Here is a 21,094-nt window from a genome sequence, read left to right as displayed (position 1 = left end):
CGGAACATGCTGTCCGGAATAAGATCACCTGGTCAAGCCGGTATGGGACATCGTTATCGTGACGGCATGAACCTCGTGATTCCCGACACAACGGCCTGCAGGACCTCGCTCGAAGTGGCGACCGCCTTCCACACGCCCGCGCTGCTCAACCACTCCGTCAGGGCCTACCTCTGGGCCGCCGCGTACGCCCAGGAACGCGGCATCTCCTTCGACGCCGAGCTGCTCTACGTGTCGGCCATGTTGCACGATCTGGGGCTCGCGACGGCCTTCGACAACCACTCCGTCCCGTTCGAGGAGGCGGGAGGGCACGTGGCGTGGGTGTTCGGCGCGGGCGCGGGCTGGCCGGTGGAGCGGCGGCAGCGCGCGGCCGAGGTGATCGTGCGTCACATGTGGGACGAGGTGGACGTCGAGCAGGACCCGGAGGGGCACCTGCTCGAACTGTCCACCGGCATGGACATCTCGGGGCGCAACACCGAGGCCATCCCCGCCGCCCTTCGGGCGGAGGTGCTGGCCCGCTATCCCCGCCTCGGCCTCGCCAAGGAGTTCGTCGCCTGCTTCGAGAGCCAGGCCGAGCGCAAGCCGGACAGCCTGGCGGGGACGTTCGTCCGCGGCGGGTTGGCCGCCCGCATGGCGGCCAACCCGCTGGACGCCTAGGCCTTCGGCCCCGCGCTCTCCACGACCTCGAAGGACCAGAGCTCCGAGCCCGTGGCGGCCGGGCCCTGCCCGTGACCGTGGCCCTGGCCCGGCTGGCCGTGTCCCTGGCCGGGCTCCTGGCCGTGTCCCTGGCCCTGGCCCGCCGCCTGCGCGTGCCCGGCCTGGAACGCCCTGCTGGACTGCCAGTTCTGGAAGTCCTCCTCGCTGCGCCAGCGCGTGTAGACGAGGTAGCTGTCGGTGCCCTCGACCGGGCGCAGCAGCTCGAACCACTCGAAACCGTCGGAGGCCTCGACCATCCCCGCGCGCCCGGAGAAGCGCCGTTCGAGCTCCTCGCGCATCTCGGCGGGGACGGACAGGACGTTGATCTTCACTACGGACATGGCTTCCAGCCTCCCATATGACATCTTTTTGCCCGCCATTGGCGCTCGGCTTCACGCTTTGGTCCGCCACATCGCGGAATGCGGGGTAGGGTCCGCAACGCAGCCTCGCGTCAGTGGCGAGGCAGTCAGAAGGAGAAGCAGTTGTCTGAAGGCACCGTTAAGTGGTTCAACGCCGAGAAGGGCTTCGGGTTCATCGCGCCCGACGACGGTAGCGCGGACGTGTTCGTGCACTACTCGGCTATCGCCACCAACGGCTACCGTTCGCTCGAGGAGAACCAGCGGGTCTCCTTCGAGACCACCCGTGGTCCGAAGGGCCTGCAGGCTGAGCAGGTCGTCCCGCTGTAACCAACGATGAAGCGGGGTCCCTCCAGGGCCCCGCTTCATCATTGCAGCACCCTCTTCTGCGGCGCGGCCCGCTCCAGGTCCACCCGCGCGACCGTCGGCAGCCTGTCGGCGCCCAGCGCCTCCTGCAGGTGCGGCACGGTCACCGTGGTCAGCTCGTGCCGCAGCACGCTGATCGGCACCCTGTCGTCGGCCGCCACCCGAAGCCGCAACCGGAACAGCTCCTTGTCCTGCGCCAGCGTCGCGTTCGCCGTCCGCACCAGCGACAGCGCGGACAGCTCGGCCGAGGCGGCGCTCGCCACCGCCTGCGAGACGACCGTGGTCTGCCCGTCCGGCCCGCCGCCCACGCTGATGTCCTTCGCCGCCTCCGTACCGCCCTGCTCCACCAGCCAGCGCAGCCCCGTCAGCGCCACGAGCACCGCGAGGACCGCGAACGCCCACCAGATCCACGGTGAGAACCTGGCGAAGAAGTCGATGACGGGCTGGTCGACCAGTGGCTCGCCCGCGGGCGCCCAGTCCTGCGGGAAGGCGCCCAGCCCTCTGGCCAGCACGAGCCCGCCGGTGACGACCAGCAGCAGTCCGAGGACGGCCAGTCCCGCGCGGTTGGCCCTTCCCTTCCTCATCGCCGTTCCTTGATCGAGACCGACACCTGATAGTCGGTGATGGGGCAGAGCGCGGCGAGTCTGGCGTCCACCGCGTGCCGTACCGCTTCGCAGAGCCTCTCGTCGTCCCAGCCGGAGGCTCGGGCGAGCACGGTGACCCTGCCCCGCCGTACCGTGGCCTTGGCGGAGTGGACGCCTGGCACGTCCTGCGCCGCGTGTGCGAGCGCCGTGGCGAAGCCCTTCGGCCGCAGCCCGATGATCAGGTCGGGGTCGCCCGTCCGCACGGGCACCGTGTGACCACGCCCGCCGCGCAGGGCCAGCGCCAGCAGCGTGAGCCCGGCGAGGACGAGCACGCCTGCCCCGGCGAGCACCGTGGGGTGGTTCCACGGCGTCGTCGTGGCCCACGCCAGCAGCCGGTCCTGGGGAAGCCAGCGCGCCGGCCGCCCCGCGAGCATCGAGACGATCTCGACGGCCGCCACGAACCCGATCCCCACGAGCGCCAGGGCGGCCAGCGACGCGGAGACCACCCTGCGCGGCCTGAACTCCCGGCGCGCGGCCCTGTCGGCGGTGGGGTAGGGCGGGGCGACCGGTACGGCCGCCGGTGCAGCCGACTGGCGGGGCGGCACAGGGCTCGCCGCCTTCCCCGACGCTGCCCGCAGTGTCATGACCTCACCTCCAGGCTCGTGACGTGCACGTCCACCTGGGCCACCTCGAGGCCGGTCAGCTCGAGCACCCTGCGCGCGACGTGTCCTCTGATCTCCGCGGCTACGGAGTGGAGGGGCGAGGGGTAGTCGAGCGCGACGTCGAGCCTGATCGTCGCCAGGTCGCCGTCGACCCTGGCCACGGGCGGGTGCCCCGCCACCGCCCGCACCCTGCCGACCTCGCCCGCGGCCTGCAGGGCGATGCCTGAGACGACCTTGTCGCAGATGCGGGTGCGGCCTCTCTGCTCCGCGGGAACGCGCTGGGTGGGGATCACGACGGTGGCCGTCGCCGTCATCGTCGCCTCGACGTGAAGGCCGACAGGTCGATCTCACCGGTCTCGGCGATGCGTCCGACCAGCAGGCCGAGCGCGCCCAGGACGAGGACCAGCAAGAACGCGCTCAGCCCGCCGAAGGCGGCGGTCAGGCCGAGGATGATGCCGACGGTCATGCCGATGATCGGCAGCCAGGAGCTGGTGTTCATGAGTCCTCCAGATCGTCGATCGCCACGTTGACGAGACGGCCCTCGACCATCGGGGCGACGGCCGCGCGCACCTCGTCGGCGGTGATGTAGACGGGGCGGCCACCACGGGCGATGATCGCGATCTCCACCTCGCCGTCGCGAACGGACACCCCAGGGAGCCGCTCGCCTGGAAGGTAGGTCGCCACGGTGCCGTACGGGCCGCCCGAGAGCGCCGCCACGCCCGGGCAGCTGCGCACCCGCTCGGCGATGGCCAGGGCCAGCCCGTCGTGTGTCACTGGACTCTCGACTCCCTCTGGCCGGAGCCGTCGGGGCCTCTGGGTTGTTCCGGCAGGTGCACGTCGTTGACGGTGACGTTCACCTCGGTCACCTCGAGGCCGGTCATGCGCTCGATGGCGGCTATAACGTTCCTGCGCACCGCGCCCGCCAGGTCGGGGATGGCCGCGCCGTACTCCACGACGAGGTCGAGGTCGATGGCGGCCTGGCGCTCGCCCACCTCGACCTGCACGCCCTGGGTCGCGTTCCGGTCCCCGCCCACCATGCCGCGCACGGCGCCGAGTGCGCGCGCGGTGCCGCCGCCCATGTCGAACACGCCTGCCACCTCGCGGGCGGCGAGCCCGGCGATCTTCGCGACCACGCCGTCGGCGATGGTCGTCCTGCCCTGTTCGGTGACGAGGGAGCCTTCCTGCGGCCGCGCTCTCGGAACGGTGGTGGACGTGCTGGTGCCGCCTCTTGGCATCGTGTCCGACATGATCAACTCACCCCCGGAGTCGAAACGACTCAGTTCTCCTGTTGCCGTGCGATTGTTGGCCATTCGCGGCTTAAAGCGGGTTTTGGCGATTAATGGAGCCGACGAGGCATCGGGTGGACGGCACTAGCCTTGTCATGTGCGTATAGCGAGGTTCTCCACAGGCGACGAGGTCGTCTTCGGCGTGGTCGAAGGCGACGTCGTCTCGGCGATCGCCGGGCATCCGTTCAACCAGATCCAGTTCACCGGCGAGCGCTACCCGCTGGCCGAGGTGCGACTGCTGGCCCCGATGCTGCCCAGCAAGGTCATCGCCATCGGCAGGAACTACGCCGAGCACGCCAAGGAGCTCGGCAACGAGGTGCCCGAAGAGCCGCTCATCTTCATGAAGCCGTCCACCTCCGTCATCGGCGACGGCGACGCGATCGCCTACCCGACCGCCCAGTCGCAACGCGTCGACTTCGAGGGCGAACTGGCCGTGGTGATCGGCAGGCTCTGCCGCGAGGTGCCGGTCGAACGGGTCAACGACGTCATCTTCGGCTACACCTGCGCCAACGACGTCACCGCTCGCGACCTGCAGAAGAAGGACGTGCAGTTCACCAGGGCGAAGGGATTCGACACCTTCTGCCCCATCGGGCCGTGGATCCAGACCGACCTCGACGCATCCGATCTGGCGCTGACCACCACGGTCAACGGCGAGATCAGGCAGAGTGGTCGCACCTCCCAGCTCATCAACGACATCCCCGCGCTGGTGGCCTACGTCAGCGCGGTCATGACGCTGATCCCCGGCGATGTCATCCTGACCGGCACCCCCGCGGGCGTGGGCCCGCTGGAGATCGGTGACGAGGTCAGCGTCGGCATCGAGGGCATCGGCACACTGACGAACAAGGTGGTCTCTCGTGACTGACGTACGGGTGCGCTTCGCCCCGTCTCCGACTGGCATGTTCCACGTCGGCGGCGCGCGCACGGCGCTGTTCAACTGGGCGCTGGCCGAACAGTCCGGCGGCAGGTTCGTCCTGCGCATCGAGGACACCGACGCCACGCGCAACCGCCCGGAGTGGACCGAGGGCATCATCTCGGCGCTCGACTGGATCGGTATCAACGGCACCAACCCGGTCTTCGAGGGCCCCTACTTCCAGTCGGCGTTCGAGCCGCAGCACAGGGAGGCCGTCGCCAAGCTGCTGGCCGACGGCAAGGCCTACTACTGCGACTGCACCCGCGACGACCTGGTCGCGCGTACGGGCTCGGAGCACAAGGGCTACGACGGCTTCTGCCGCGCGCGCGGCCTGACCTCGGGCGCGGTCCGGTTCCGCACGCCCGACGAGGGCGTCACCGTCGTCGACGACGTCATCCGCGGCCGCGTGGAGTTCCCCAACAGCGCGCAGGAGGACTTCGTCATCGCGCGCACCGACGGCTCGCCGCTGTACGTGATCGCCAACGCGGTCGACGACATCACCCAGAACATCACCCACGTCGTGCGGGGCGAGGAGCACCTGGGCAACGCGGCCAAGCAGATGCTGCTGTGGCCCGCGCTCGGGGCCAGGCCGCCGGTGTGGGCGCACCTGCCCGTGATCGTCAACGAGCAGCGCAAGAAGCTGTCCAAGCGCCGCGACAAGGTGGCCCTGGAGTCCTACCGCGACGAGGGCTACCTGGCCGAGGCGATGGTCAACTACCTCATGCTGCTCGGCTGGGGCACCGGCGAGGACCGCGAGATCATGCCGTGGTCGGACATGGTGCCCAGGTTCCGCCTGGAGGACGTCAACTCCGCCAGCGCCTTCTTCGACGAGAAGAAGCTGCGCGCCTTCAACGGCGAGTACATCAGGGCCCTGCCGCTGGAGACCTTCGAGGAGCGCTGCCTGCCGTACCTCGACCCGGCGTGGGACGCCGAGCTGTTCAGCAAGGTCGCCGTGCTGGCCCAGACCCGCGTCGCCGTGCTGTCGGAGATCATGCAGAACGTCGACTTCCTGTTCGTCGACGAGCCGGTCTTCGACCAGGCCTCGTGGGACAAGGCCATGAAGGCGAACGCCCCCGAGGTCCTCGAGGGCTACCTGGAGCGGCTGGAGACGGTCAGCTGGGACCCTGAGTCGCTCAAGGAGGCGCTGGAGGACGTCGGCGCCGCCCTCGGCGGCCTCAAGCTCAGCAAGACCCAGGCCCCGGTGCGGGTGGCCGTCACCGGCCGGACGGTGGGTCTGCCGCTGTTCGAGTCGATCGAGGTGCTGGGCAGGGAGCGTTCGCGCGAGCGCCTGCGCTCCGCACTGGAGCGACTGCGAGGCTGAGCGTGGTCCCGGCCGCCATGGCGAGCCAGACTCCCGTGACACCGAGCCACGAGCTCAGCAGATAGGCAAGGGGCAGCTGTACGGCGAAGCCCGCCAGCGTGGCGGCGAGCAGTCGGCTGCCCCTTCCGCTTGCCTGGGCCACCCCGCCCGCCGCGATGAGGCCGCCGAAGGGGACCAGGTAGAGCGTCATCCACCGTAGGAAGCTCACGGCCGCGGCCGGATCGTCGGTGAACAGGGCCGCGGCGGGTTCGGCGACGACGTTGAGCGCCAGCGCCACCAGCGCGCCGGCCGCCAGGCCCGTCCTGAGCGGCGATCCCGTGTCCTCCGAGCGGGCCGTGCGGATCATGGCTGCCTGCCTGAGCGCGTAGAACACCATCACGCCCGCCAGCATGATCTTCATGCCGATGCCGTAGCCGGCCTGCGCGGCCACGCCGTACCTGGCGACGATCTCGATGAGCAGCAGGCCGACCAGGGCACGGGCCAGGAAGTCCCCGGACATCGGCAGGCCGGTCCTGACGATCTCGCCCACGCCTTCGCGGCCGTCGCCGTCGCGCGGCGTCAGCCGCGACAGCGTCCGCAGGGAGACGGCAAGCGTCGCGGCGCGCGCGAGCACCGTGGCCAGCGCGGCGCCCCGCACCCCCATGCCCAGGCCGTAGATGAACACCGGGTCCAGCACGATGACCAGGGCGTTGCAGATGAGAGCGTTGCGCATCGGGACCTTGGTGTTGCCCAGGCCCTTGACCACGCCGTCGGCCAGTGACTGCGCGAAGTAGATCGGCAGGCCCGCCATCGAGATCAGGAAGAAGTCGGCGGTCAGCGTGGCCGACGCGGCGTCGGCGGTGAGGAGCTCCGCCAGCGGCTCGCGCAGGAGCAGGCCGGGGATCGCGATCGCCGCGGAGCCCACCAGCCACAGCCGCCAGCCGGACCTGATCAGCGGGGCGATGGGAGCCTTCCCGTCCCTGCGGCCGACCAGGACGGTGACGCCGGTGACGGGGGCCAGGATCAGCCCGTAGGCGAAGTACTCCGTGGTGGTGGCCACGGTCACGGCCGCGATGGCCGCGTCGCCGAGGCCCGAGACCCAGAGCAGGTCGATGACACTCACCGCGACGACGGCGGTGAGCAGTTCCACGTAGATGGGGAGGGCGAGACGGATCACGGTATGCCTCGATTCGCTATAGCTCGATTAGAGGTATAGCGATAAGATGCGCCCATGGCAAGTGGCGGGGATCTGACGCTGATGATCCTGGGTTTCCTCAACCAGCGGCCGATGCACGGCTACGAGCTCAAGGCGCGACTGGCCGAGCTGAGCGGGCACCTGCGCCCCGTCAGCGACGGCGCGCTCTATCCGGCCATCGCGCGGATGGAGGCCAAGGGACTGCTGGAGCGCCACGAGGAGGAGGGCGCGGCCGCGGCGCGCAGGCAGGTGCTCACCATCACCGCCCAGGGGCGGGAGGAACTGCTACGGCGGCTGCGGGAGCCGTCCGAGCTGGACATAAGCGACCAGACGCGCTTCTTCGCGCTGCTGACGTTCCTGTCGGCGCTGGAGGATCCGTCGCTCCAGGCCAAGGTGCTGCGCAGGCGCCTGGACTTCCTGGAGGCGCCCACGAGCTTCTTCTACGAGGGCGGCAGGCCGATGCGGGCCGAGGACGCCCCCGACGTGTTCCGCCGCGGCATGCTGCTGATCGCCCGGGCCACCGGCGCGGCGGAGCGCCGGTGGCTCGAGGACACCATCGCGGAACTGTCCGCGGTCTAGTCGAGGCCGCGGCGCTTGAGCAGGGGCTCGATGCGCGGGTCGCGCCCGCGGAAGTTGCGGAAGGCGGTCAGCGGGTCCATCCCGCCGCCGCGCGACAGCAGTTCCTTGCGGAAGTGGTCGCCGTTCTCGCGCTTGAGCCCGCCGTTCTCCTTGAACCACTCCACGCTCTCGGCGTCGAGCACCTCGCTCCAGATGTAGGAGTAGTAGCCGGCGCTGTAGCCCCCCGAGAAGATGTGGGCGAAGTAGTTGGTCCTGTAGCGCGGCCTGACCAGCGGGAAGGCGATCCGGGCCGCCTCCAGGGCCGCCGCCTCGAAGGCCTCGGCGTCCTCGACCTCCTCGCCCGCGGCCAGCTTGTGCCACGCCCAGTCGAGCAGTGTCGCCGCGAGGTACTCCACCGTCATGAAGCCCTGGTTGAACTTCTCGGCGGCCTTCATCTTCTCCACCAGTTCGGCGGGCATGGGCTCGCCCGTCTCGTGGTGCTTGGCGTAGTTGGACAGGATCTCGGGCCAGGTCGTCCACATCTCGTTGACCTGCGAGGGGTACTCCACGAAGTCGCGCGGCACGTTGGTGCCGGACACCCGCGGGTAGCGGGCCTCGGAGAACAGGCCGTGCAGCGCGTGGCCGAACTCGTGGAAGGCGGTGTTGACCTCGTCGTAGGTGAGCAGCGTCGGGCCGCCGGCCGGCTTGGTGATGTTGAGGTTGTTCATCACCACGGGCTTGTCGCCGAACAGGTAGGACTGGTCGACGAGGTTGTTCATCCACGCGCCGCCGCGCTTGGTCGGCCTGGCGTAGGGGTCCAGCAGGAAGAGCCCGAGCGCCGAGCCGTCCTCGTTGAACACCTCGAAGACCGTCACGTCGGGGTGGTAGCCGTTGAGGTCGGGCCGCTCGGTGAAGGTCACGCCGTACAGCTCGGTCGCGGCGTGGAAGACGCCGTCCCTGAAGACCCTGTTCAGCTCGAAGTAGGGCCGCATCGCGTCGGCGTCGAAGTCGTAGCGGGCAGCGCGCACCTTCTCGGCGTAGAACGACCAGTCCCACGGCTCGATGTCGAAACCGGCCTGCTCGGCGAGCGCCTCCGCCTCCTTCTTGGCGTTGCGTACGGCAGGCCCGACGAGCTGGCCGAGCATCTCCTCGACCGCGTCGACCGTCTTGGCCGTCTGGTCGGCCACGGTGTAGGCGGCGTGGTTGGGGAAGCCGAGCAGCGCGGCGCGCTCGGCCCGCAGCGTCGCCATCCTGACCGCCGGCTCCAGGTTGGGCCGCGCCCGCTCCACGCTCAGCGTGTAGAGCCTGCGCCTGGTCTCCCTGTTGGTGAGCTGGGCCAGGCCGGGCTGGTTGGTGAAGTTGAGCAGCGGCAGGACGTACGTGCCGTCGTCCTTGCGAATCGACTCGATCTTGGCCTCGTCGAAGCCGTCGAGCTCCTTGGCGTCCTTCACGACCATGGCCTCCTCGGTGGAGGCCTTGAGCAGGTTCTGCGAGAACTCGGTGGAGAGCTTCGACAGCTCCTCGTTGAGCTCCCTCAGCCTGGCCTGCTCCTGCTCGCCGAGGTCGGCGCCGGCGCGGATGAAGTCGTCACGGTACTTCTCCAGCAGCCACGCCTCTTCGGCGTCCTCGGACGCGACCCGTTTGACCCGCTCCCACAGGGCGCGGTTGAGCCTGACCTCGTCGCTGTGCTTGGTCAGCTTGGGGGACACCTCGGTCTCGATCGCCATGATGCCGTCGGTCGAGTCGGACGCCGCGATGCTGAAGAAGACGGTCGCGGTCCTGTTCAGGATCTGTCCCGAGCGCTCGAGCGCCGCGATCGTGTTGTCGAAGGTGGGTTCTTCCGCGCTGTTCGCGATCGCGTCGACCTCGGCCAGGTGCTCGGCCATGCCTCGCTCGAACGCGGGCAGGTAGTGCTCCTCGCGGATCTCCTCGAACGGGGGCAGCTGGTAGGGCAGGCTGCTGGGTGCGAAGAACGGGTTCTCAGCCAACGCTAGGGCTCCTCCACGTGGTGTTTTGTCCCCTTCAGCTTGGCATGAGAGGGGCGAGGGCGCGCTGGTTGAGCAATCGTTTTGGCCTTGTCCCCAAACCTGGGCTATTCTTTCGGAGTCGCCAGCGATCGGAGCCCGCAAGGGAAACGAGAGCGCGGTGGGGTATGGTGTAATTGGCAACACGACTGATTCTGGTTCAGTTATTCTAGGTTCGAGTCCTGGTACCCCAGCTTTTGGAACGGATGTCCGCACACGGGCATCCGTTTTCGCGTTTCTGCGGGCTCGCGGATGGGTAAGCACGTTGGTTTGGTTGTGCTCCGCGAGGTGCGGTAGAGTTACATCCGTTGCCGGGGAGGCCCCCGGCACATCGCTTGTGGACAGGGTCCCGTCGTCTAGTGGCCCAGGACGCCGCCCTCTCAAGGCGGTAGCGCCGGTTCGAATCCGGTCGGGACTACCACTGTCACAAGCTGCTTCGGTCCCGTCGTCTAGTGGCCCAGGACGCCGCCCTCTCAAGGCGGTAGCGCCGGTTCGAATCCGGTCGGGACTACACCGACAGAACCCGGATGCCCACAGGCATCCGGGTTTTCTGCTGTTCGAGGCCGGTCACGGAGCCTGGCTAGACTCCGCATCATGCGACGAGCGGCCACGACGCCCCTGCGGCGGGCGACCGGCCTGCTCGCCGGGATGCTGACCGGGCTGGTCGGGCTCGGATGGTCCTGCGTCGCGTGGGCGGTCGGCGAGGAGCGCGCCCGAAGGGTCACCGCCTCGCTCGTGCGGATCGAGCGGGCGCGCCTGGACGCCTGGTACGACCACCACCCCGGCGGTGGGCGCGGCGGACGCGCCTACCTCGTGCTGCGCGGCCTGGTCGGCCTCACGGGCGGATACCTCGCCGCCACAGGACTGTTCGTCGCCGGCCTCCTCCTGTACGGCGGGGCACAGCAGCTCCTCGCCGGCGACGCCGACCAGGTCCCGCTGGAGTTCCCCGGCGTGCGGCTGACCGGCAGCAGCTGGGCCTACGGCCTCGTCCTCGGGGTGATCGCGCTGGCGCTGTCGGCCGGCTGGTGCGCCGTGCTGGTCGGCATGGAACGCCGCCTCGCCGACCGCTTCCTCGGCCCCGACCCCAGCGAGGCGATGGCGCGCAGGATCGCCGAGCTGACCGCCTCCCGCACCGGCATCGTCCGCGCCGTCGACGACGAGCGCAGGCGGATCGAGCGCGACCTGCACGACGGGGTCCAGCAGCGCGGCGTGGCGCTGGCGATGCTGCTGGGCCGCGCGCGGCACACGGCCGATCCGGCCCTGGTCGACGAGGCCTACGCCGAGTCCAGGCTGCTGCTCGACGAGCTGCGGGGGGTGGCGTGGCAGATCTACCCCACCGCGCTCGACACGCTGGGGCTGCGGGCGGCGCTGGAGGAGGTGGCCGACCGCTCCGCGGTGCCGGTGCGAGTCGAGTACGCGCTCGCCTGGCGGCCGGCGCGGGAGATCGAGACCGCCGTCTACTTCGTCGCCAGGGAGGCCATCACCAATGCGAACAAGCACGCCGCGGCAGGCATGATCGTGGTCGAGGTGCGCGAGAAGGAAGGGGAGGTGGCCGTGACGATCTCCGATGACGGCAGGGGCGGCGCCGTACGGGGGAGCGGCGGGCTGTCGGGTCTGGAGCGGCGAGTGCGGGCGCTCGACGGCAGCCTCACCGTGGAAAGCCCGGAGGGCGGCCCGACCACGGTGACGGCGAGGCTGCCGTGCGGCTGATCCTCGCCGACGACGCCGTGCTGCTGCGCGAAGGGCTGGCCAGGCTGCTCCAGGACGCGGGACACGAGGTGACGGCCGCGGTGGGCGACGCGGACGCGCTCATGGCCGCCGTGGCCGAGCACCGGCCGGACGTGGCGGTCATCGACGTGCGCATGCCGCCCTCGCACACCGACGAGGGACTGCGGGCGGCGCTGGAGATCCGCGAGCGGTGGCCCGGCGTCGGCGTGCTCGTGCTGTCGCAGTACGTGGAGCAGACCTCGGCCGCCAAGCTGCTGGCCGGACCGTCCGAAGGGCTCGGCTACCTGCTCAAGGACCGGGTGTCGGAGGTGGCCGAGTTCCTCGACGCGCTCGAGCGGATCGGCGCGGGCGGCACGGTGTTCGACCCCGATGTGGTCAGGCGGCTGCTGGCCCGCGCCCCGCTGAACACGCTGTCCGAGCGAGAGCGGGCCGTGCTCGGACACCTGGCCGCCGGCATGGTCAACACCGCGATCGCCGAACGGCTGCACATCTCGCAGAGCACGGTGGAGAAGCACGTCAACGCCATCTTCGACAAACTCGGCCTCGCCCACACGCCCGGCTACAGCCGTAGGGTGCTGGCGATCCTCCGCTACCTCAACGGATGAGCCGCACGACCGTCACGACCACGCCCGCGGCGGCGGCCGTCACGAGCCAGAGCATGAAGGCCGGGTAGAGGTAGCCGACCTGGATCCACATGATGTCGCTTCCGCGGGCCAGCACCCTGAAGATCGGCGTGACAGCCGCGCACAGCGCCAGTGGCGCGAGGCAGGGCAGCACCCACAACCGCCCCCATCCCCTACGGCGGGCCGCCCACCGCCGCGACCTGGCCACTCCCCGCGCCGCCAGCCCGAACGTCGCCAGCGTCATCAGCGCGAACACCACGTCGGTCACGAGGTAGGGGGAGGAGGGCGGCTTCGGCTTTCCGCCCTCGATGATGGCGACGAGCCCGTCCAGCAGGGCGGAGCTGTCGGCGAAAGCCATGCCGGTGTTGGCCATCACGGCGACGCCGTACCCGGACCCCGGTAGCAGGAGCTGCTCGGCGGTCGAGGTGAACAGGTCGCCGCCGTGGCCGATCACCGGTGTCCCGCGCTCGGTCGCGCCGATCTCCCAGCCGAGGGCGTAGGAGTCGTTCTGCTGGGACGGCGTGCGGAGCTCCTTGAGGCTCTCGACGGGCACGAACCCGTCGTCCTGCGCGATCAGCCACCTGGCCATGTCGCCTGCGCTGCTGAGCACGCCGCCCGACCCGTTGCCGAAGCCGGACGGCTCAGGCATGGCGAACGCCTGTCCGAGGACGGTCAGGTGGCCGCGCGCGCTGTCCGGCAGGTCGCGCTCGGTGTCGACCGTGCTGCTGTGACGCATGCCGAGAGGGTCGAACACGTGCCTCTTGAGGTAGGCGGCGAACGGCTCGCCGCTCACCACCTCCACCAGCCGGGCGGCGACCTGGTAGTTCGTGTTGTGGTAACTGAAGGTGGTGCCGGGGGCGGCGGCGAGCCGAGCGTGTTCGAGCCGCGCCACCGCGCCCTTGAGGGAGTCGGGCTGGGGGAGGCTCCTCTCGTGGAAGGCGGAGTCGGCCATGCCCGAGGTCTGATGGAGCAGTTGGCGGACGGTGATCACGGCGGCTCTCGGATCGGCCATCTCGAACTCGGGCAGGTAGCCGCGCACCGGACGGTCGAGTTCGACCGCGCCCTTCTCCACCAGCTGCATCACGGCGAGCGAGGTGAAGGACTTGCTGACCGAGGCGACCGCCATCGGCGTGTCCACGGTCACGGGCGCGCCCGAGGCGGTCTTCCCGTATCCCGCGGCGTGGACCACCTTCGTTCCCTTGATGATCGCGACCGCCACTCCGGGCAGGCCGGTCTTCTCGCGGTAGTCCTCGACGTAGGCGTCGACGGCCGCGGGGCTGATGTCCGCCGCGGCCGGCGGGACGGCCGCGGCCGGTAGGACGGCCGCGGGTGGCAGGACGGCAAGGAAGAGCGCGGCAAGGGTCGTGGTGAGCATGCGCCGACGCTAGTGACGCGGGCGTCCCCCGGACCATGGCGAGATTCCTCCCCGTTTCCTACGGAAAACCGCCACTCCCGGCCTCCGCGCGCGGCGCGGCCCGCCGCGTCCGCGCGGGACTTGTGCCGCATGCCCCGCGCTCCTCGTAGCGGAGGGCCATGCCGTTGACGTGCGCGATGCCTCTCTCGATGCGCCCGTGCACCGAACGGGAATGCCTGACCTCGCCGCGCAGTTGACTGGATAGCTGAACTATCCAATACTGGAGTGCGTCGCTATCCAATGAGAACGAGGTGCGAAATGGCGATCACCACCCCCTGGGTCCCCGGTCCCGACGCGAACCACGAGCAGCCCGTGAAGGTCATGGCCTCCCGCTTCGAACTGCGCAGCATCCTTCACGTCCCGGGCTTCCTCGTCCAGGCGATGCGCATCCTGCTCCAGGCCAGGCGCAGCCCCGGCGCGGTCGGTGCCACCCTGAAGGCCGCGCCCCTGCGCCGCACGTTCTGGACCCTGTCGGCCTGGACGTCGGACGAGGCGCTGTCCACCTTCGCCCGCAGCCAGCCGCACCGCGGGATCATCGGGGCGTACCGCACGCGGATGGCGGGCTCCACCTTCGAATTCTGGACCGCAGACGGCCCCGCGGGATGGGACGAGGCCCACACCCGCCTGAAGGACGTGTGATTCCCCGGGGTTCTTATTTATCGAAGTACGTACTAAAGTCGTGCTTCATTATGAAGGACGTACATAACTTCACATCCGACCACGAAGGCAGGCTCTTCGATCCGGCGGCCAGGGCCGCCATGACCCGGTTCGCCGGGAGTGACGACACCCTCGCCCTGGAGGCCGCCGCCGCCGTCCGCACCGCCTTCAACGCGATCGAGCGCATGCGCGCCCACGGCGCCGAGGGCCGGGGGCTGAGCTCGGGAGCCATGGACATCCTGCTGCGCCTCGGCGCCGAGACCGACGGGATCAGCATCGGCGACCTCGCCCTCGCGGCGGGGGTGAGCTCCCGCAACGTCACAGGACTGATCGACACCCTTGAACGCGACGGGCTCGCCCGGCGCGCCCCCGCCCCTCATGACCGCCGCTCCGTGCTGGTCGGCATCACGCCCGCCGGACAGGAGTGGATCGAGAACTTCCGGCGCCCGACCCAGGCCGCCATGGCCGCGATCTTCAGGGGCTTCACCGACGACGACCTGGCCCGGTTGCGCCACCTGTGCCTGCGTCTCGCCGACAACCAGACCGCACTCGCCCAGCACCTGGAGGGAGCCCGATGAGCGCCGCGCAGACGGTTCGCGCCTACCACGAGGCCAGGTTCAGGAGCGACGTCGCCGCGGCCGCCGTCCACCTGGCTGAGCCGTTCAGCTTCCGCAGCCCGTTCATCAGCTCCACCGACCGGACCGGGCACCTGTCGGGCCTGCCGGAGTTCGTCCGGATCGTGACAGGCGTCGACCTGATCAGCGAGCTGTACGGCGAGTCGGAGGCCACGCTCGTCTACGACGTCCACACGGCGACCCCCGCCGGCACCCAGCACACGGCCGAGCACTTCCGCCTCGACGGGGACGGCAGGATCACCTCGATCACGCTGATCTTCGACGCGTCCCCGTGGCAGTCCATGGCGGCTTTGATGACCTGACGCCGCAGGGGCCGCCTTCACCCCGCGCGCGGTGTGGAGGCAGCCCCCGCGGTGCCCGTGTCAGGCGTTCTCACCCGCGGATCGTGAAGTCGCCGCGCGCGGGCTTGAAGGCGGGGGCCGTGCCCTGGCAGTCGTTGACCGGGGCGCCCATGAACTCCCAGATCCAGAAGATGCGGTCGTCGCGCCCGTTGTCATGCACGGTGAACGACACCTTCTTACCTGTCACGTCCTCGGTCGGCTTGTCGAGGATGTTGACGTACCCCTTGGTGATGACGCCGGTGGCCACCGCCACCTCACCGGCGACCGCCAGGCAGGTGATCTTCCCTTCGAAGTCTCCGACCGGCTTGCTCCCGTCGATCCGGTCGTGGAAGACCTTGAACGTGCCCTTCACGCCGGCCGGCCGGCCGTGGGCGTCGATCGTGAACTTCACCGGCTCGCCTGCCCACGGTCCGAACTCCTTGGGGAGCGTGCCGCTCATGCTCCCGGACACCCGGGGTTCCGGCTTGTCCGCGCTCGCCACGGCCGGGGGAGCGAGCATCAGGAGAGCGGTGGCGAATCCGGCGAAGGCCAGATGTTTGCGCATGGTCAGAACCTCTCTGTGTCGGAACTGACTCCATGCTGCTGAGCACCCCTGGCCCGACGGCTCCCCTCGTCGAGGGATTCACCTCCCCCTCCCGGGGGAGCCACTGGCCTGGCCAGGGGCCTCCGCCGCGCCTACGAGGGGGCGGAGGCCCGTGCGGGTCAGGACGCCGAGCGTGCCTTGAAAAGCGCTCTCTTCGCCGCCTTGGCCACATGCTTGTCCGGGTGGACCTGCGAGATCAGGTCCAGCAGCTCCTCGACGTGCGCGTGGGGGATCTTCCAGATCACCTCGAGCAGGTTGTTGAGCAGGTCGGGCCCGATGTCGCGCAGGCTGCTCACGAACTCGGCCCGTCCGAGACCCGCGGAGATCGTCCACATGTCGAGGATGAGCCAGTGGGTGTCGTCCTGGGTGGGCTCGGGGGCGCCCTCCACCTCCAGCTGCGTCAGGTGCGTCGCCGCGTAGGGACGCAGCGAAGGCTCCTTCAGCGCCGCCTGCCACGCGGGGATGGCGTCCTCGCCCAGCGTGCCGACCACGCTGGCCGCCTGGACCCTGATCAGCGCGTCGGTGTCGTCCTCGGCGGCCGCCTCCAGCAGCTCGCGGGCGGCCTCGCCCGGCTCGCGCAGCTCCATCCAGGCGGCGAACTCCGCGTCGGCCTCGTCCTCGGGCAGTTCGGCGCTGAAGGCCAGCAGCTCGAGGGCGGTCATCGCGTCGATCGCGGGGCGGGCGTCGAGCTCGATGTCGGAGTCGTCGACCAGGTGGACGACGCCTTCGGTGCCGAGCGGGGTGAGCGCGACCTCGTCGCCGGTGACGGTGAGCATGCCGTAGCCGACGAGCCAGTCGAGCACCGGCGCCAGCGGGTCTCCGTAGTGGTCGCGGGCGGCGGCCCACGCGTCGGCGCCGAGCTCGTCGATGTCGGCGGCCGACTCGGCGAGTTCGTCGCGCAGCTCGGCCAGCCCGCGGGAGCCGCCGCCCAGCAGCAGGCGGACCAGCAGCCCGCGGCTGAGGCCGCCGAGCGCCATGGTGAGGTCCTCGTCCTCAAGCTCGGGGTCGCCGTAGTCGATCGAGTGGAGGCCGAGCATCCAGGCGTCGAGCACGTCCTCGTCGTCGTCGAAGGGCCATTCGGCGGTGTCGCCGTCGACACTGACGGTGTCGTCGCCGTCGGGCTCGAGGAACTCCAGGTCGACCGCGAGGTTCCAGATGTTCCACAGCTGCGGGACGGCGCCGGCGAGCGATCCCTCGGTCTGCGGCCGCGGCAGGCCGACGATGGCCAGCGCCTCCTCCACCTCGGAGTCGGACAGCAGGTTCTCCTCGCCCACCTCGCGCGCCACGCCGACCCAGACCGCCAGGTCACGAGCCTTGGCGATCAGCGGTACCGCACGCGCCGCCGCGGCCAGCTCCCCGTCGGGGCGCAGCCGGATCGTCGGCAGGTCGGCCAGCTCGTCGGCGAAGGGTTCGAAGTCGCCGAGGTCGCCGGTCTCCTCGTGCACGTCCTCGTCGGTGTCGTCGATGAGCTCCTCCATGGCCTCGACGAAGTCGTCCTCCAGGTCGTCGAGCTCGTCGAGCAGATCGTCGAGGGAGTCGGAGCGCTTGGCCAGCTTGTCGGTGTCCGACAGGAAGGTCAGGTAGGCGCGCACCGCGCCGATCATCCCGTCGGCCGCGTCGTCGGGGTCCTCGACGACCTTCGGCATGCGGTCGAGCAGCACGGTCCTGAGGTCGGCGCGGCGCCACCGGCCGACGTCGTCGGAGGCGGAGAGCCGGTGCCACAGCGCGGCAGGGCCGACCAGGTCGGGGTCGCTGCCAGGGGCGTGTTCCCGGGCCCACACGATGAACTCTTCGAGCAGGGGACGCAGCTCATCGGCGGCTACCTCGATGCGATCTGTCACCCACTCAGGCTAGTGCGCCCTGGCCGCGGTCGGCCCATGAAATCCACGTAGCGCCGATCACGAAAAGTCATGAAATGCGAGACAGCGCTCGTGGGAGCGCGTCCAGCCGCTCCCACCGCGCTCCCGCTCTGCTCACGCAGGTGCGTTCCGAGGTCGGGCCCCGTGGCGCGATCCGGCACGGGGATCGGAGATCAGTTGGCCCGGCGCATGGCTTCGGTGATGCGTTCGGCCGCGGCCATGACCGGCACCGCGTGCAGCCTGCCTGGCGTGCGGGTCAGGCGCTCGATCGGTCCGGATACCGAGACGGCCGCGACCACCTTGCCGCCGTTCCCCCTGATGGCCGCCGAGACGCTGGCCACGCCCTGCTCGCGCTCGCCCACGCTGTGGGCCCAGCCGCGCCGCCGTACGGAGGCCAGGGTCGCGGCCGTGAACTTGGCCCCGCGCAGGCCCCTGTGCAGCCGGTCGGGCTCCTCCCACGCGAGCAGTATCTGCGCGGCGGAACCCGCGGACATCGGCAGCGCCGAGCCCACGGGAACGGTGTCGCGCAGGCCGCTGGCGCGCTCGGCCGCCGCGACGCAGACCCGCTCGTCGCCCTGGCGCCGGTACAGTTGCGCGCTCTCCCCGGTCAGATCCCTGAGCTGGGTCAACACCGGCGCGGCGACCGCGAGGAGCCGGTCCTCGCCCGCCGCGGTGGACAACTCCGACAACCGGGGGCCGAGGACGAAGCGGCCCTGCGTGTCGCGCGTGACGATCCTGTGGTGTTCCAGCGCGACGGCGAGCCGGTGGGCCGTCGGGCGGGCCAGTCCGGTCGCCTGAACCAACTGGGCGAGCGATGCCGGACCCGCTTCGAGGGCATTGAGCACGAGAACGGCCTTGTCCAGTACGCCGACTCCGCTAGAGTTGTCCATACACCGATACTGCCGTCTCGACATATGAGAAGGCAAGTCGGGGCAAAGTCTCAAGGAGGAGATCAATGGGCCGCACACTCGCGGAGAAGGTCTGGGAGCAGCACGTCGTGCGCCGCGCCGAGGGCGAACCCGACCTGCTCTTCATCGACCTGCACCTCATTCACGAGGTCACCAGTCCGCAGGCCTTCGACGGCCTGCGGATGACAGGGCGCAAGGTGCGCAGGCCCGATCTCACCATCGCCACCGAAGACCACAACGTCCCGACCGTGCTGGGCCCGATCTCCGACCCCGTCTCGAAGACGCAGGTCGAGACCCTGCGCAAGAACGCCGCAGAGTTCGGCGTCAGGCTGCATCCCATGGGCGACGCGGGCCAGGGCGTCGTGCACATCATCGGCCCCCAGTTCGGGCTGACGCAGCCGGGCATGACGATCGTGTGTGGCGATTCTCACACCTCCACGCACGGGGCGTTCGGCGGCATCGCCTTCGGCATCGGCACCTCCGAGGTCGAGCACGTGCTGGCCACCCAGACGCTGCCCGCCTACCGCCCGAAGACGATGGCCATCGAGGTCTCCGGCGAGCTGCCGGTGGGCGTCACGGCCAAGGACCTGATCCTGGCGATCATCGCGAAGATCGGCACCGGCGGCGGCCAGGGCTACATCGTCGAGTACCGCGGCGAGGCCATCCGCAAGCTCTCCATGGAGGGCAGGATGACGATCTGCAACATGTCCATCGAGGCGGGCGCCCGCGCCGGCATGATCGCGCCCGACGAGACGACCTTCGCCTACCTGGAGGGCCGCGAGCACGCCCCGAAGGGTGAGGCGTGGGACCAGGCCGTCGAGTACTGGAAGTCGCTCAGGACCGACGACGACGCCGCCTTCGACAAGGTCGTCGAGATCGACGCCACGACGCTGACGCCCTTCGTCACCTGGGGGACCAACCCTGGGCAGGGGCTGCCGCTGGGCGCCGCCGTACCGTCGCCCGAGTCCTTCACCGACCCGGTGGAGCGGGCCGCGGCCGAGCGGGCGCTGGAGTACATGGGTCTGACGGCCGGCACCCTGCTGCGCGAGATCGAGGTCGACACCGTCTTCGTCGGCTCGTGCACCAACGGGCGCATCGAGGACCTGCGGGCGGCGGCCGACATCCTGCGTGGACGTCAGGTCACCACCCGCACGCTGATCGTGCCGGGGTCGATGCTGGTGAAGCTGCAGGCCGAGAAGGAGGGCCTGGACGAGGTGTTCAAGGCCGCGGGCGCGGAGTGGAGGCAGGCGGGGTGCTCGATGTGCCTGGGCATGAACCCCGACACCCTCGCTCCCGGTGAGCGCAGCGCCTCGACCTCCAACCGCAACTTCGAGGGGCGGCAGGGCAAGGGCGGCCGGACCCACCTGGTCTCGCCGGCCGTCGCGGCCGCCACCGCGGTGACGGGCAGGCTGACGGCCCCCGCGGACCTGTAACCCCTGCGACCAGGCCGTTCGGCCGGGAGAGGACGCAAGGACCGCGAGCCTCCACGAGCCGGCCGCTCCGGGGCCTGGGCGAGCTTCACCACACGACTCAAAGGACATCCACGATGGACGCATTCACCACCCACACCGGTACGGCGGTGCCGCTGCGCCGCAGCAACGTCGACACCGACCAGATCATCCCCGCCGTCTGGCTCAAGCAGGTCAGCCGCACGGGATTCGAGCAGGGCCTGTTCTCCGCCTGGCGCGAGGACCCCGCCTTCGTGCTGAACGACCCGGCCTACGAGGGCGCCAGCGTCCTGGTGTCCGGCCCCGACTTCGGCACCGGCTCCTCGCGCGAGCACGCCGTCTGGGCACTGCAGCAGTACGGCTTCCGCGCCGTGATCGCCGCCAGGTTCGGAGACATCTTCCGCAACAACTCCACCAAGATGGGCCTGCTCCCCGTCGTCCTGCCGGGCGAGAAGGTGGAGGCGCTGCAGGCGGCCGTCGAGGCCGACCCCCGGCTGGCGGTCACCGTCGACCTGGCCGAGCGCCAGGTCCGCTGGGCCGACGAGGTCGTCTCCTTCGAGATCGACGACTACACCCGCTGGCGTCTGATGGAGGGCCTCGACGACATCGGCCTGACCCTGCGTCACGCCGACGACATCACCTCGTACGAGAATGGTCGGCAGCCATGGCTGCCGACGACCGTCTAGAAGACGACGAACTGGCGCGGCGGTTGCGCGAAGCGCACCGCCGCGTCCGCATGCTTCCCGCCGCCGACAGGGAGCGGTTCGCGCGCCGATATCTGGCGATCTGTGATCTCGCAAAGCGTGATCCGGACCGTGCGGCGATCCGGATGGAGGCCTTCTTGGCCGACCTGAACAGCGAATCCGACACGCCGGGTGCCCAAAAAAACGCGTCCGGTGATTGAGTTCCTTCGCAATCCCCCTTTAGATTCAACCCGTAAGGGGTTTCTCGACCGTTGGACTCG

26 protein-coding genes and 3 tRNA genes are annotated in these 21,094 nt (G+C 70.0%); 16 read left to right on the top strand and 13 right to left on the bottom strand.

The features are described 5' to 3' along the window. Window positions 1–66: 66 nt before the first annotated feature. Entirely contained in the window at window positions 67–654 is a 588-nt protein-coding gene (locus ACFSKW_RS31420) for an HD domain-containing protein (RefSeq protein ID WP_379576090.1), read from the top strand. Here the strand turns inward: ACFSKW_RS31420 and ACFSKW_RS31415 are convergent. Beyond that, complete coding sequence (locus ACFSKW_RS31415) at window positions 651–1,034, bottom strand: antibiotic biosynthesis monooxygenase family protein (RefSeq protein WP_379576089.1); 384 nt, start codon at window positions 1,032–1,034, stop codon at window positions 651–653. The two genes, ACFSKW_RS31420 and ACFSKW_RS31415, sit on opposite strands and share 4 nt — an antisense overlap. 141 nt (window positions 1,035–1,175) lie before the next feature. Here ACFSKW_RS31415 and ACFSKW_RS31410 point away from each other — a divergent pair, with 141 nt between their 5' ends. After that, the gene (locus tag ACFSKW_RS31410) at window positions 1,176–1,379 is read left to right on the top strand and encodes a cold-shock protein (RefSeq protein WP_358126354.1); all 204 of its coding nucleotides are present in this window, start codon (window positions 1,176–1,178) and stop codon (window positions 1,377–1,379) included. 38 nt (window positions 1,380–1,417) lie between these two features. Here ACFSKW_RS31410 and ACFSKW_RS31405 read toward each other — a convergent pair whose 3' ends face one another. The 6 genes from ACFSKW_RS31405 to ACFSKW_RS31380 are packed head-to-tail and all read right to left on the bottom strand — an operon-like array spanning window position 1,418 to window position 3,908. Further along, on the bottom strand, window positions 1,418–1,999 hold the full coding sequence (locus tag ACFSKW_RS31405; RefSeq protein WP_379576088.1) for a hypothetical protein: 582 nt from the start codon (window positions 1,997–1,999) through the stop codon (window positions 1,418–1,420). Then, the gene (locus ACFSKW_RS31400; RefSeq protein ID WP_379576087.1) at window positions 1,996–2,643 is read right to left on the bottom strand and encodes a DUF6286 domain-containing protein; all 648 of its coding nucleotides are present in this window, start codon (window positions 2,641–2,643) and stop codon (window positions 1,996–1,998) included. Before ACFSKW_RS31400 ends, ACFSKW_RS31405 begins: the two co-directional genes overlap by 4 nt. Continuing rightward, complete coding sequence (locus tag ACFSKW_RS31395; protein WP_379576086.1) at window positions 2,640–2,975, bottom strand: Asp23/Gls24 family envelope stress response protein; 336 nt, start codon at window positions 2,973–2,975, stop codon at window positions 2,640–2,642. The genes ACFSKW_RS31400 and ACFSKW_RS31395 overlap by 4 nt, the downstream gene beginning before the upstream one ends. Further along, window positions 2,972–3,160: a DUF2273 domain-containing protein gene (locus tag ACFSKW_RS31390; RefSeq protein ID WP_379576085.1), complete on the bottom strand. Its 189-nt coding sequence runs from the start codon at window positions 3,158–3,160 to the stop codon at window positions 2,972–2,974. Before ACFSKW_RS31390 ends, ACFSKW_RS31395 begins: the two co-directional genes overlap by 4 nt. After that, window positions 3,157–3,435 (bottom strand): hypothetical protein, encoded by a 279-nt coding sequence (locus tag ACFSKW_RS31385; RefSeq protein WP_379576084.1) that lies wholly within the window; start codon window positions 3,433–3,435, stop codon window positions 3,157–3,159. Before ACFSKW_RS31385 ends, ACFSKW_RS31390 begins: the two co-directional genes overlap by 4 nt. Beyond that, entirely contained in the window at window positions 3,432–3,908 is a 477-nt protein-coding gene (locus ACFSKW_RS31380; protein WP_379576083.1) for an Asp23/Gls24 family envelope stress response protein, read from the bottom strand. The genes ACFSKW_RS31385 and ACFSKW_RS31380 overlap by 4 nt, the downstream gene beginning before the upstream one ends. Before the next feature lie 136 nt (window positions 3,909–4,044). Between ACFSKW_RS31380 and ACFSKW_RS31375 the strand changes: the two genes are divergently transcribed. Together ACFSKW_RS31375 and gltX are read left to right on the top strand one after the other, a co-directional pair. Continuing rightward, the gene (locus ACFSKW_RS31375) at window positions 4,045–4,809 is read left to right on the top strand and encodes a fumarylacetoacetate hydrolase family protein (protein ID WP_379576082.1); all 765 of its coding nucleotides are present in this window, start codon (window positions 4,045–4,047) and stop codon (window positions 4,807–4,809) included. Continuing rightward, on the top strand, window positions 4,802–6,178 hold the full coding sequence (gene gltX / locus ACFSKW_RS31370; protein WP_379576081.1) for a glutamate--tRNA ligase: 1,377 nt from the start codon (window positions 4,802–4,804) through the stop codon (window positions 6,176–6,178). The genes ACFSKW_RS31375 and gltX overlap by 8 nt, the downstream gene beginning before the upstream one ends. Here gltX and ACFSKW_RS31365 read toward each other — a convergent pair. Then, window positions 6,072–7,334, bottom strand: a complete 1,263-nt coding sequence (locus ACFSKW_RS31365) for an MATE family efflux transporter (protein WP_379576080.1) — start codon at window positions 7,332–7,334, stop codon at window positions 6,072–6,074. The two genes, gltX and ACFSKW_RS31365, sit on opposite strands and share 107 nt — an antisense overlap. Before the next feature lie 54 nt (window positions 7,335–7,388). Between ACFSKW_RS31365 and ACFSKW_RS31360 the strand changes: the two genes are divergently transcribed. Next, the gene (locus ACFSKW_RS31360) at window positions 7,389–7,931 is read left to right on the top strand and encodes a PadR family transcriptional regulator (protein ID WP_379576079.1); all 543 of its coding nucleotides are present in this window, start codon (window positions 7,389–7,391) and stop codon (window positions 7,929–7,931) included. Here the strand turns inward: ACFSKW_RS31360 and ACFSKW_RS31355 are convergent. Further along, entirely contained in the window at window positions 7,928–9,898 is a 1,971-nt protein-coding gene (locus ACFSKW_RS31355) for a M3 family metallopeptidase (RefSeq protein ID WP_379576078.1), read from the bottom strand. The genes ACFSKW_RS31360 and ACFSKW_RS31355 overlap by 4 nt on opposite strands. Before the next feature lie 158 nt (window positions 9,899–10,056). On the opposite strand from ACFSKW_RS31355, the gene ACFSKW_RS31350 reads away from it, so the two are divergent. The 5 genes from ACFSKW_RS31350 to ACFSKW_RS31330 all read left to right on the top strand — a co-directional run bounded on the left by ACFSKW_RS31350 (window position 10,057) and on the right by ACFSKW_RS31330 (window position 12,267). After that, window positions 10,057–10,128 (top strand) — tRNA-Gln (locus tag ACFSKW_RS31350). A gap of 151 nt (window positions 10,129–10,279) precedes the next feature. After that, window positions 10,280–10,355 (top strand) — tRNA-Glu (locus ACFSKW_RS31345). Between the two features lie 17 nt (window positions 10,356–10,372). Beyond that, window positions 10,373–10,445, top strand: a tRNA-Glu gene (locus ACFSKW_RS31340). An 83-nt stretch (window positions 10,446–10,528) separates the two neighbouring features. Further along, on the top strand, window positions 10,529–11,644 hold the full coding sequence (locus ACFSKW_RS31335; RefSeq protein ID WP_379576077.1) for a sensor histidine kinase: 1,116 nt from the start codon (window positions 10,529–10,531) through the stop codon (window positions 11,642–11,644). Beyond that, entirely contained in the window at window positions 11,635–12,267 is a 633-nt protein-coding gene (locus tag ACFSKW_RS31330; RefSeq protein WP_379576076.1) for a response regulator transcription factor, read from the top strand. Before ACFSKW_RS31335 ends, ACFSKW_RS31330 begins: the two co-directional genes overlap by 10 nt. Here ACFSKW_RS31330 and ACFSKW_RS31325 read toward each other — a convergent pair. Further along, window positions 12,257–13,660, bottom strand: a complete 1,404-nt coding sequence (locus ACFSKW_RS31325) for a serine hydrolase domain-containing protein (protein ID WP_379576075.1) — start codon at window positions 13,658–13,660, stop codon at window positions 12,257–12,259. The genes ACFSKW_RS31330 and ACFSKW_RS31325 overlap by 11 nt on opposite strands. 297 nt (window positions 13,661–13,957) lie before the next feature. Between ACFSKW_RS31325 and ACFSKW_RS31320 the strand changes: the two genes are divergently transcribed. Genes ACFSKW_RS31320 through ACFSKW_RS31310 form a run of 3 tightly spaced genes read left to right on the top strand, consistent with a single transcriptional unit; the run spans window position 13,958 to window position 15,293 of the window. Then, window positions 13,958–14,338 carry a hypothetical protein gene (locus ACFSKW_RS31320; protein ID WP_379576074.1) on the top strand — a complete coding sequence of 127 codons (381 nt, stop codon included), beginning with the start codon at window positions 13,958–13,960 and terminating at the stop codon, window positions 14,336–14,338. Between the two features lie 50 nt (window positions 14,339–14,388). Continuing rightward, entirely contained in the window at window positions 14,389–14,934 is a 546-nt protein-coding gene (locus tag ACFSKW_RS31315; RefSeq protein WP_379576073.1) for a MarR family winged helix-turn-helix transcriptional regulator, read from the top strand. Further along, window positions 14,931–15,293 (top strand): hypothetical protein, encoded by a 363-nt coding sequence (locus ACFSKW_RS31310; RefSeq protein WP_379576072.1) that lies wholly within the window; start codon window positions 14,931–14,933, stop codon window positions 15,291–15,293. Before ACFSKW_RS31315 ends, ACFSKW_RS31310 begins: the two co-directional genes overlap by 4 nt. A gap of 70 nt (window positions 15,294–15,363) precedes the next feature. On the opposite strand, the gene ACFSKW_RS31305 is transcribed toward ACFSKW_RS31310, so the two are convergent. The 3 genes from ACFSKW_RS31305 to ACFSKW_RS31295 form a co-directional block, all read right to left on the bottom strand. Continuing rightward, window positions 15,364–15,876, bottom strand: coding sequence for a hypothetical protein (locus tag ACFSKW_RS31305; RefSeq protein WP_379576071.1), 513 nt, complete (start codon window positions 15,874–15,876; stop codon window positions 15,364–15,366). Between the two features lie 158 nt (window positions 15,877–16,034). Next, entirely contained in the window at window positions 16,035–17,756 is a 1,722-nt protein-coding gene (locus ACFSKW_RS31300; protein WP_379576070.1) for a hypothetical protein, read from the bottom strand. Window positions 17,757–17,947: 191 nt separating this feature from the next. Next, window positions 17,948–18,664, bottom strand: coding sequence for an IclR family transcriptional regulator (locus ACFSKW_RS31295; RefSeq protein ID WP_379576069.1), 717 nt, complete (start codon window positions 18,662–18,664; stop codon window positions 17,948–17,950). 65 nt (window positions 18,665–18,729) lie between these two features. Here ACFSKW_RS31295 and leuC point away from each other — a divergent pair, with 65 nt between their 5' ends. The 3 genes from leuC (at window position 18,730) to ACFSKW_RS31280 (ending at window position 21,034) form a co-directional block, all read left to right on the top strand. Beyond that, the gene (leuC, locus tag ACFSKW_RS31290; RefSeq protein WP_379576068.1) at window positions 18,730–20,115 is read left to right on the top strand and encodes a 3-isopropylmalate dehydratase large subunit; all 1,386 of its coding nucleotides are present in this window, start codon (window positions 18,730–18,732) and stop codon (window positions 20,113–20,115) included. Between the two features lie 113 nt (window positions 20,116–20,228). Beyond that, entirely contained in the window at window positions 20,229–20,816 is a 588-nt protein-coding gene (leuD, locus tag ACFSKW_RS31285; RefSeq protein ID WP_379576067.1) for a 3-isopropylmalate dehydratase small subunit, read from the top strand. Continuing rightward, window positions 20,795–21,034, top strand: coding sequence for an SCO5555 family protein (locus ACFSKW_RS31280; RefSeq protein ID WP_379576066.1), 240 nt, complete (start codon window positions 20,795–20,797; stop codon window positions 21,032–21,034). Before leuD ends, ACFSKW_RS31280 begins: the two co-directional genes overlap by 22 nt. Window positions 21,035–21,094: the final 60 nt, after the last annotated feature.

Source organism: Nonomuraea mangrovi (assembly GCF_042681425.1).
In the GTDB taxonomy this organism is placed as follows: Bacteria; Actinomycetota; Actinomycetes; order Streptosporangiales; family Streptosporangiaceae; genus Nonomuraea; species Nonomuraea mangrovi.
Note: the sequence above shows the minus strand (reverse complement) of the source record. Positions and strands in the feature narration are given on the sequence as shown.

Coding starts and splice junctions, on each gene's coding strand:
- ACFSKW_RS31400 (WP_379576087.1), bottom strand. CDS start 2,643: ATGACACTGCGGGCAGCGTCGGGGAAGGCGGCGAGCCCTGTGCCGCCC.
- ACFSKW_RS31305 (WP_379576071.1), bottom strand. CDS start 15,876: ATGCGCAAACATCTGGCCTTCGCCGGATTCGCCACCGCTCTCCTGATG.
- ACFSKW_RS31380 (WP_379576083.1), bottom strand. CDS start 3,908: ATGTCGGACACGATGCCAAGAGGCGGCACCAGCACGTCCACCACCGTT.
- leuD (WP_379576067.1), top strand. CDS start 20,229: ATGGACGCATTCACCACCCACACCGGTACGGCGGTGCCGCTGCGCCGC.
- ACFSKW_RS31360 (WP_379576079.1), top strand. CDS start 7,389: ATGGCAAGTGGCGGGGATCTGACGCTGATGATCCTGGGTTTCCTCAAC.
- ACFSKW_RS31320 (WP_379576074.1), top strand. CDS start 13,958: ATGGCGATCACCACCCCCTGGGTCCCCGGTCCCGACGCGAACCACGAG.
- ACFSKW_RS31295 (WP_379576069.1), bottom strand. CDS start 18,664: ATGGACAACTCTAGCGGAGTCGGCGTACTGGACAAGGCCGTTCTCGTG.
- ACFSKW_RS31415 (WP_379576089.1), bottom strand. CDS start 1,034: ATGTCCGTAGTGAAGATCAACGTCCTGTCCGTCCCCGCCGAGATGCGC.
- ACFSKW_RS31405 (WP_379576088.1), bottom strand. CDS start 1,999: ATGAGGAAGGGAAGGGCCAACCGCGCGGGACTGGCCGTCCTCGGACTG.
- ACFSKW_RS31280 (WP_379576066.1), top strand. CDS start 20,795: ATGGCTGCCGACGACCGTCTAGAAGACGACGAACTGGCGCGGCGGTTG.
- ACFSKW_RS31390 (WP_379576085.1), bottom strand. CDS start 3,160: ATGAACACCAGCTCCTGGCTGCCGATCATCGGCATGACCGTCGGCATC.
- ACFSKW_RS31310 (WP_379576072.1), top strand. CDS start 14,931: ATGAGCGCCGCGCAGACGGTTCGCGCCTACCACGAGGCCAGGTTCAGG.
- ACFSKW_RS31420 (WP_379576090.1), top strand. CDS start 67: ATGAACCTCGTGATTCCCGACACAACGGCCTGCAGGACCTCGCTCGAA.
- ACFSKW_RS31395 (WP_379576086.1), bottom strand. CDS start 2,975: ATGACGGCGACGGCCACCGTCGTGATCCCCACCCAGCGCGTTCCCGCG.
- leuC (WP_379576068.1), top strand. CDS start 18,730: ATGGGCCGCACACTCGCGGAGAAGGTCTGGGAGCAGCACGTCGTGCGC.
- ACFSKW_RS31315 (WP_379576073.1), top strand. CDS start 14,389: ATGAAGGACGTACATAACTTCACATCCGACCACGAAGGCAGGCTCTTC.
- ACFSKW_RS31325 (WP_379576075.1), bottom strand. CDS start 13,660: ATGCTCACCACGACCCTTGCCGCGCTCTTCCTTGCCGTCCTGCCACCC.
- ACFSKW_RS31335 (WP_379576077.1), top strand. CDS start 10,529: ATGCGACGAGCGGCCACGACGCCCCTGCGGCGGGCGACCGGCCTGCTC.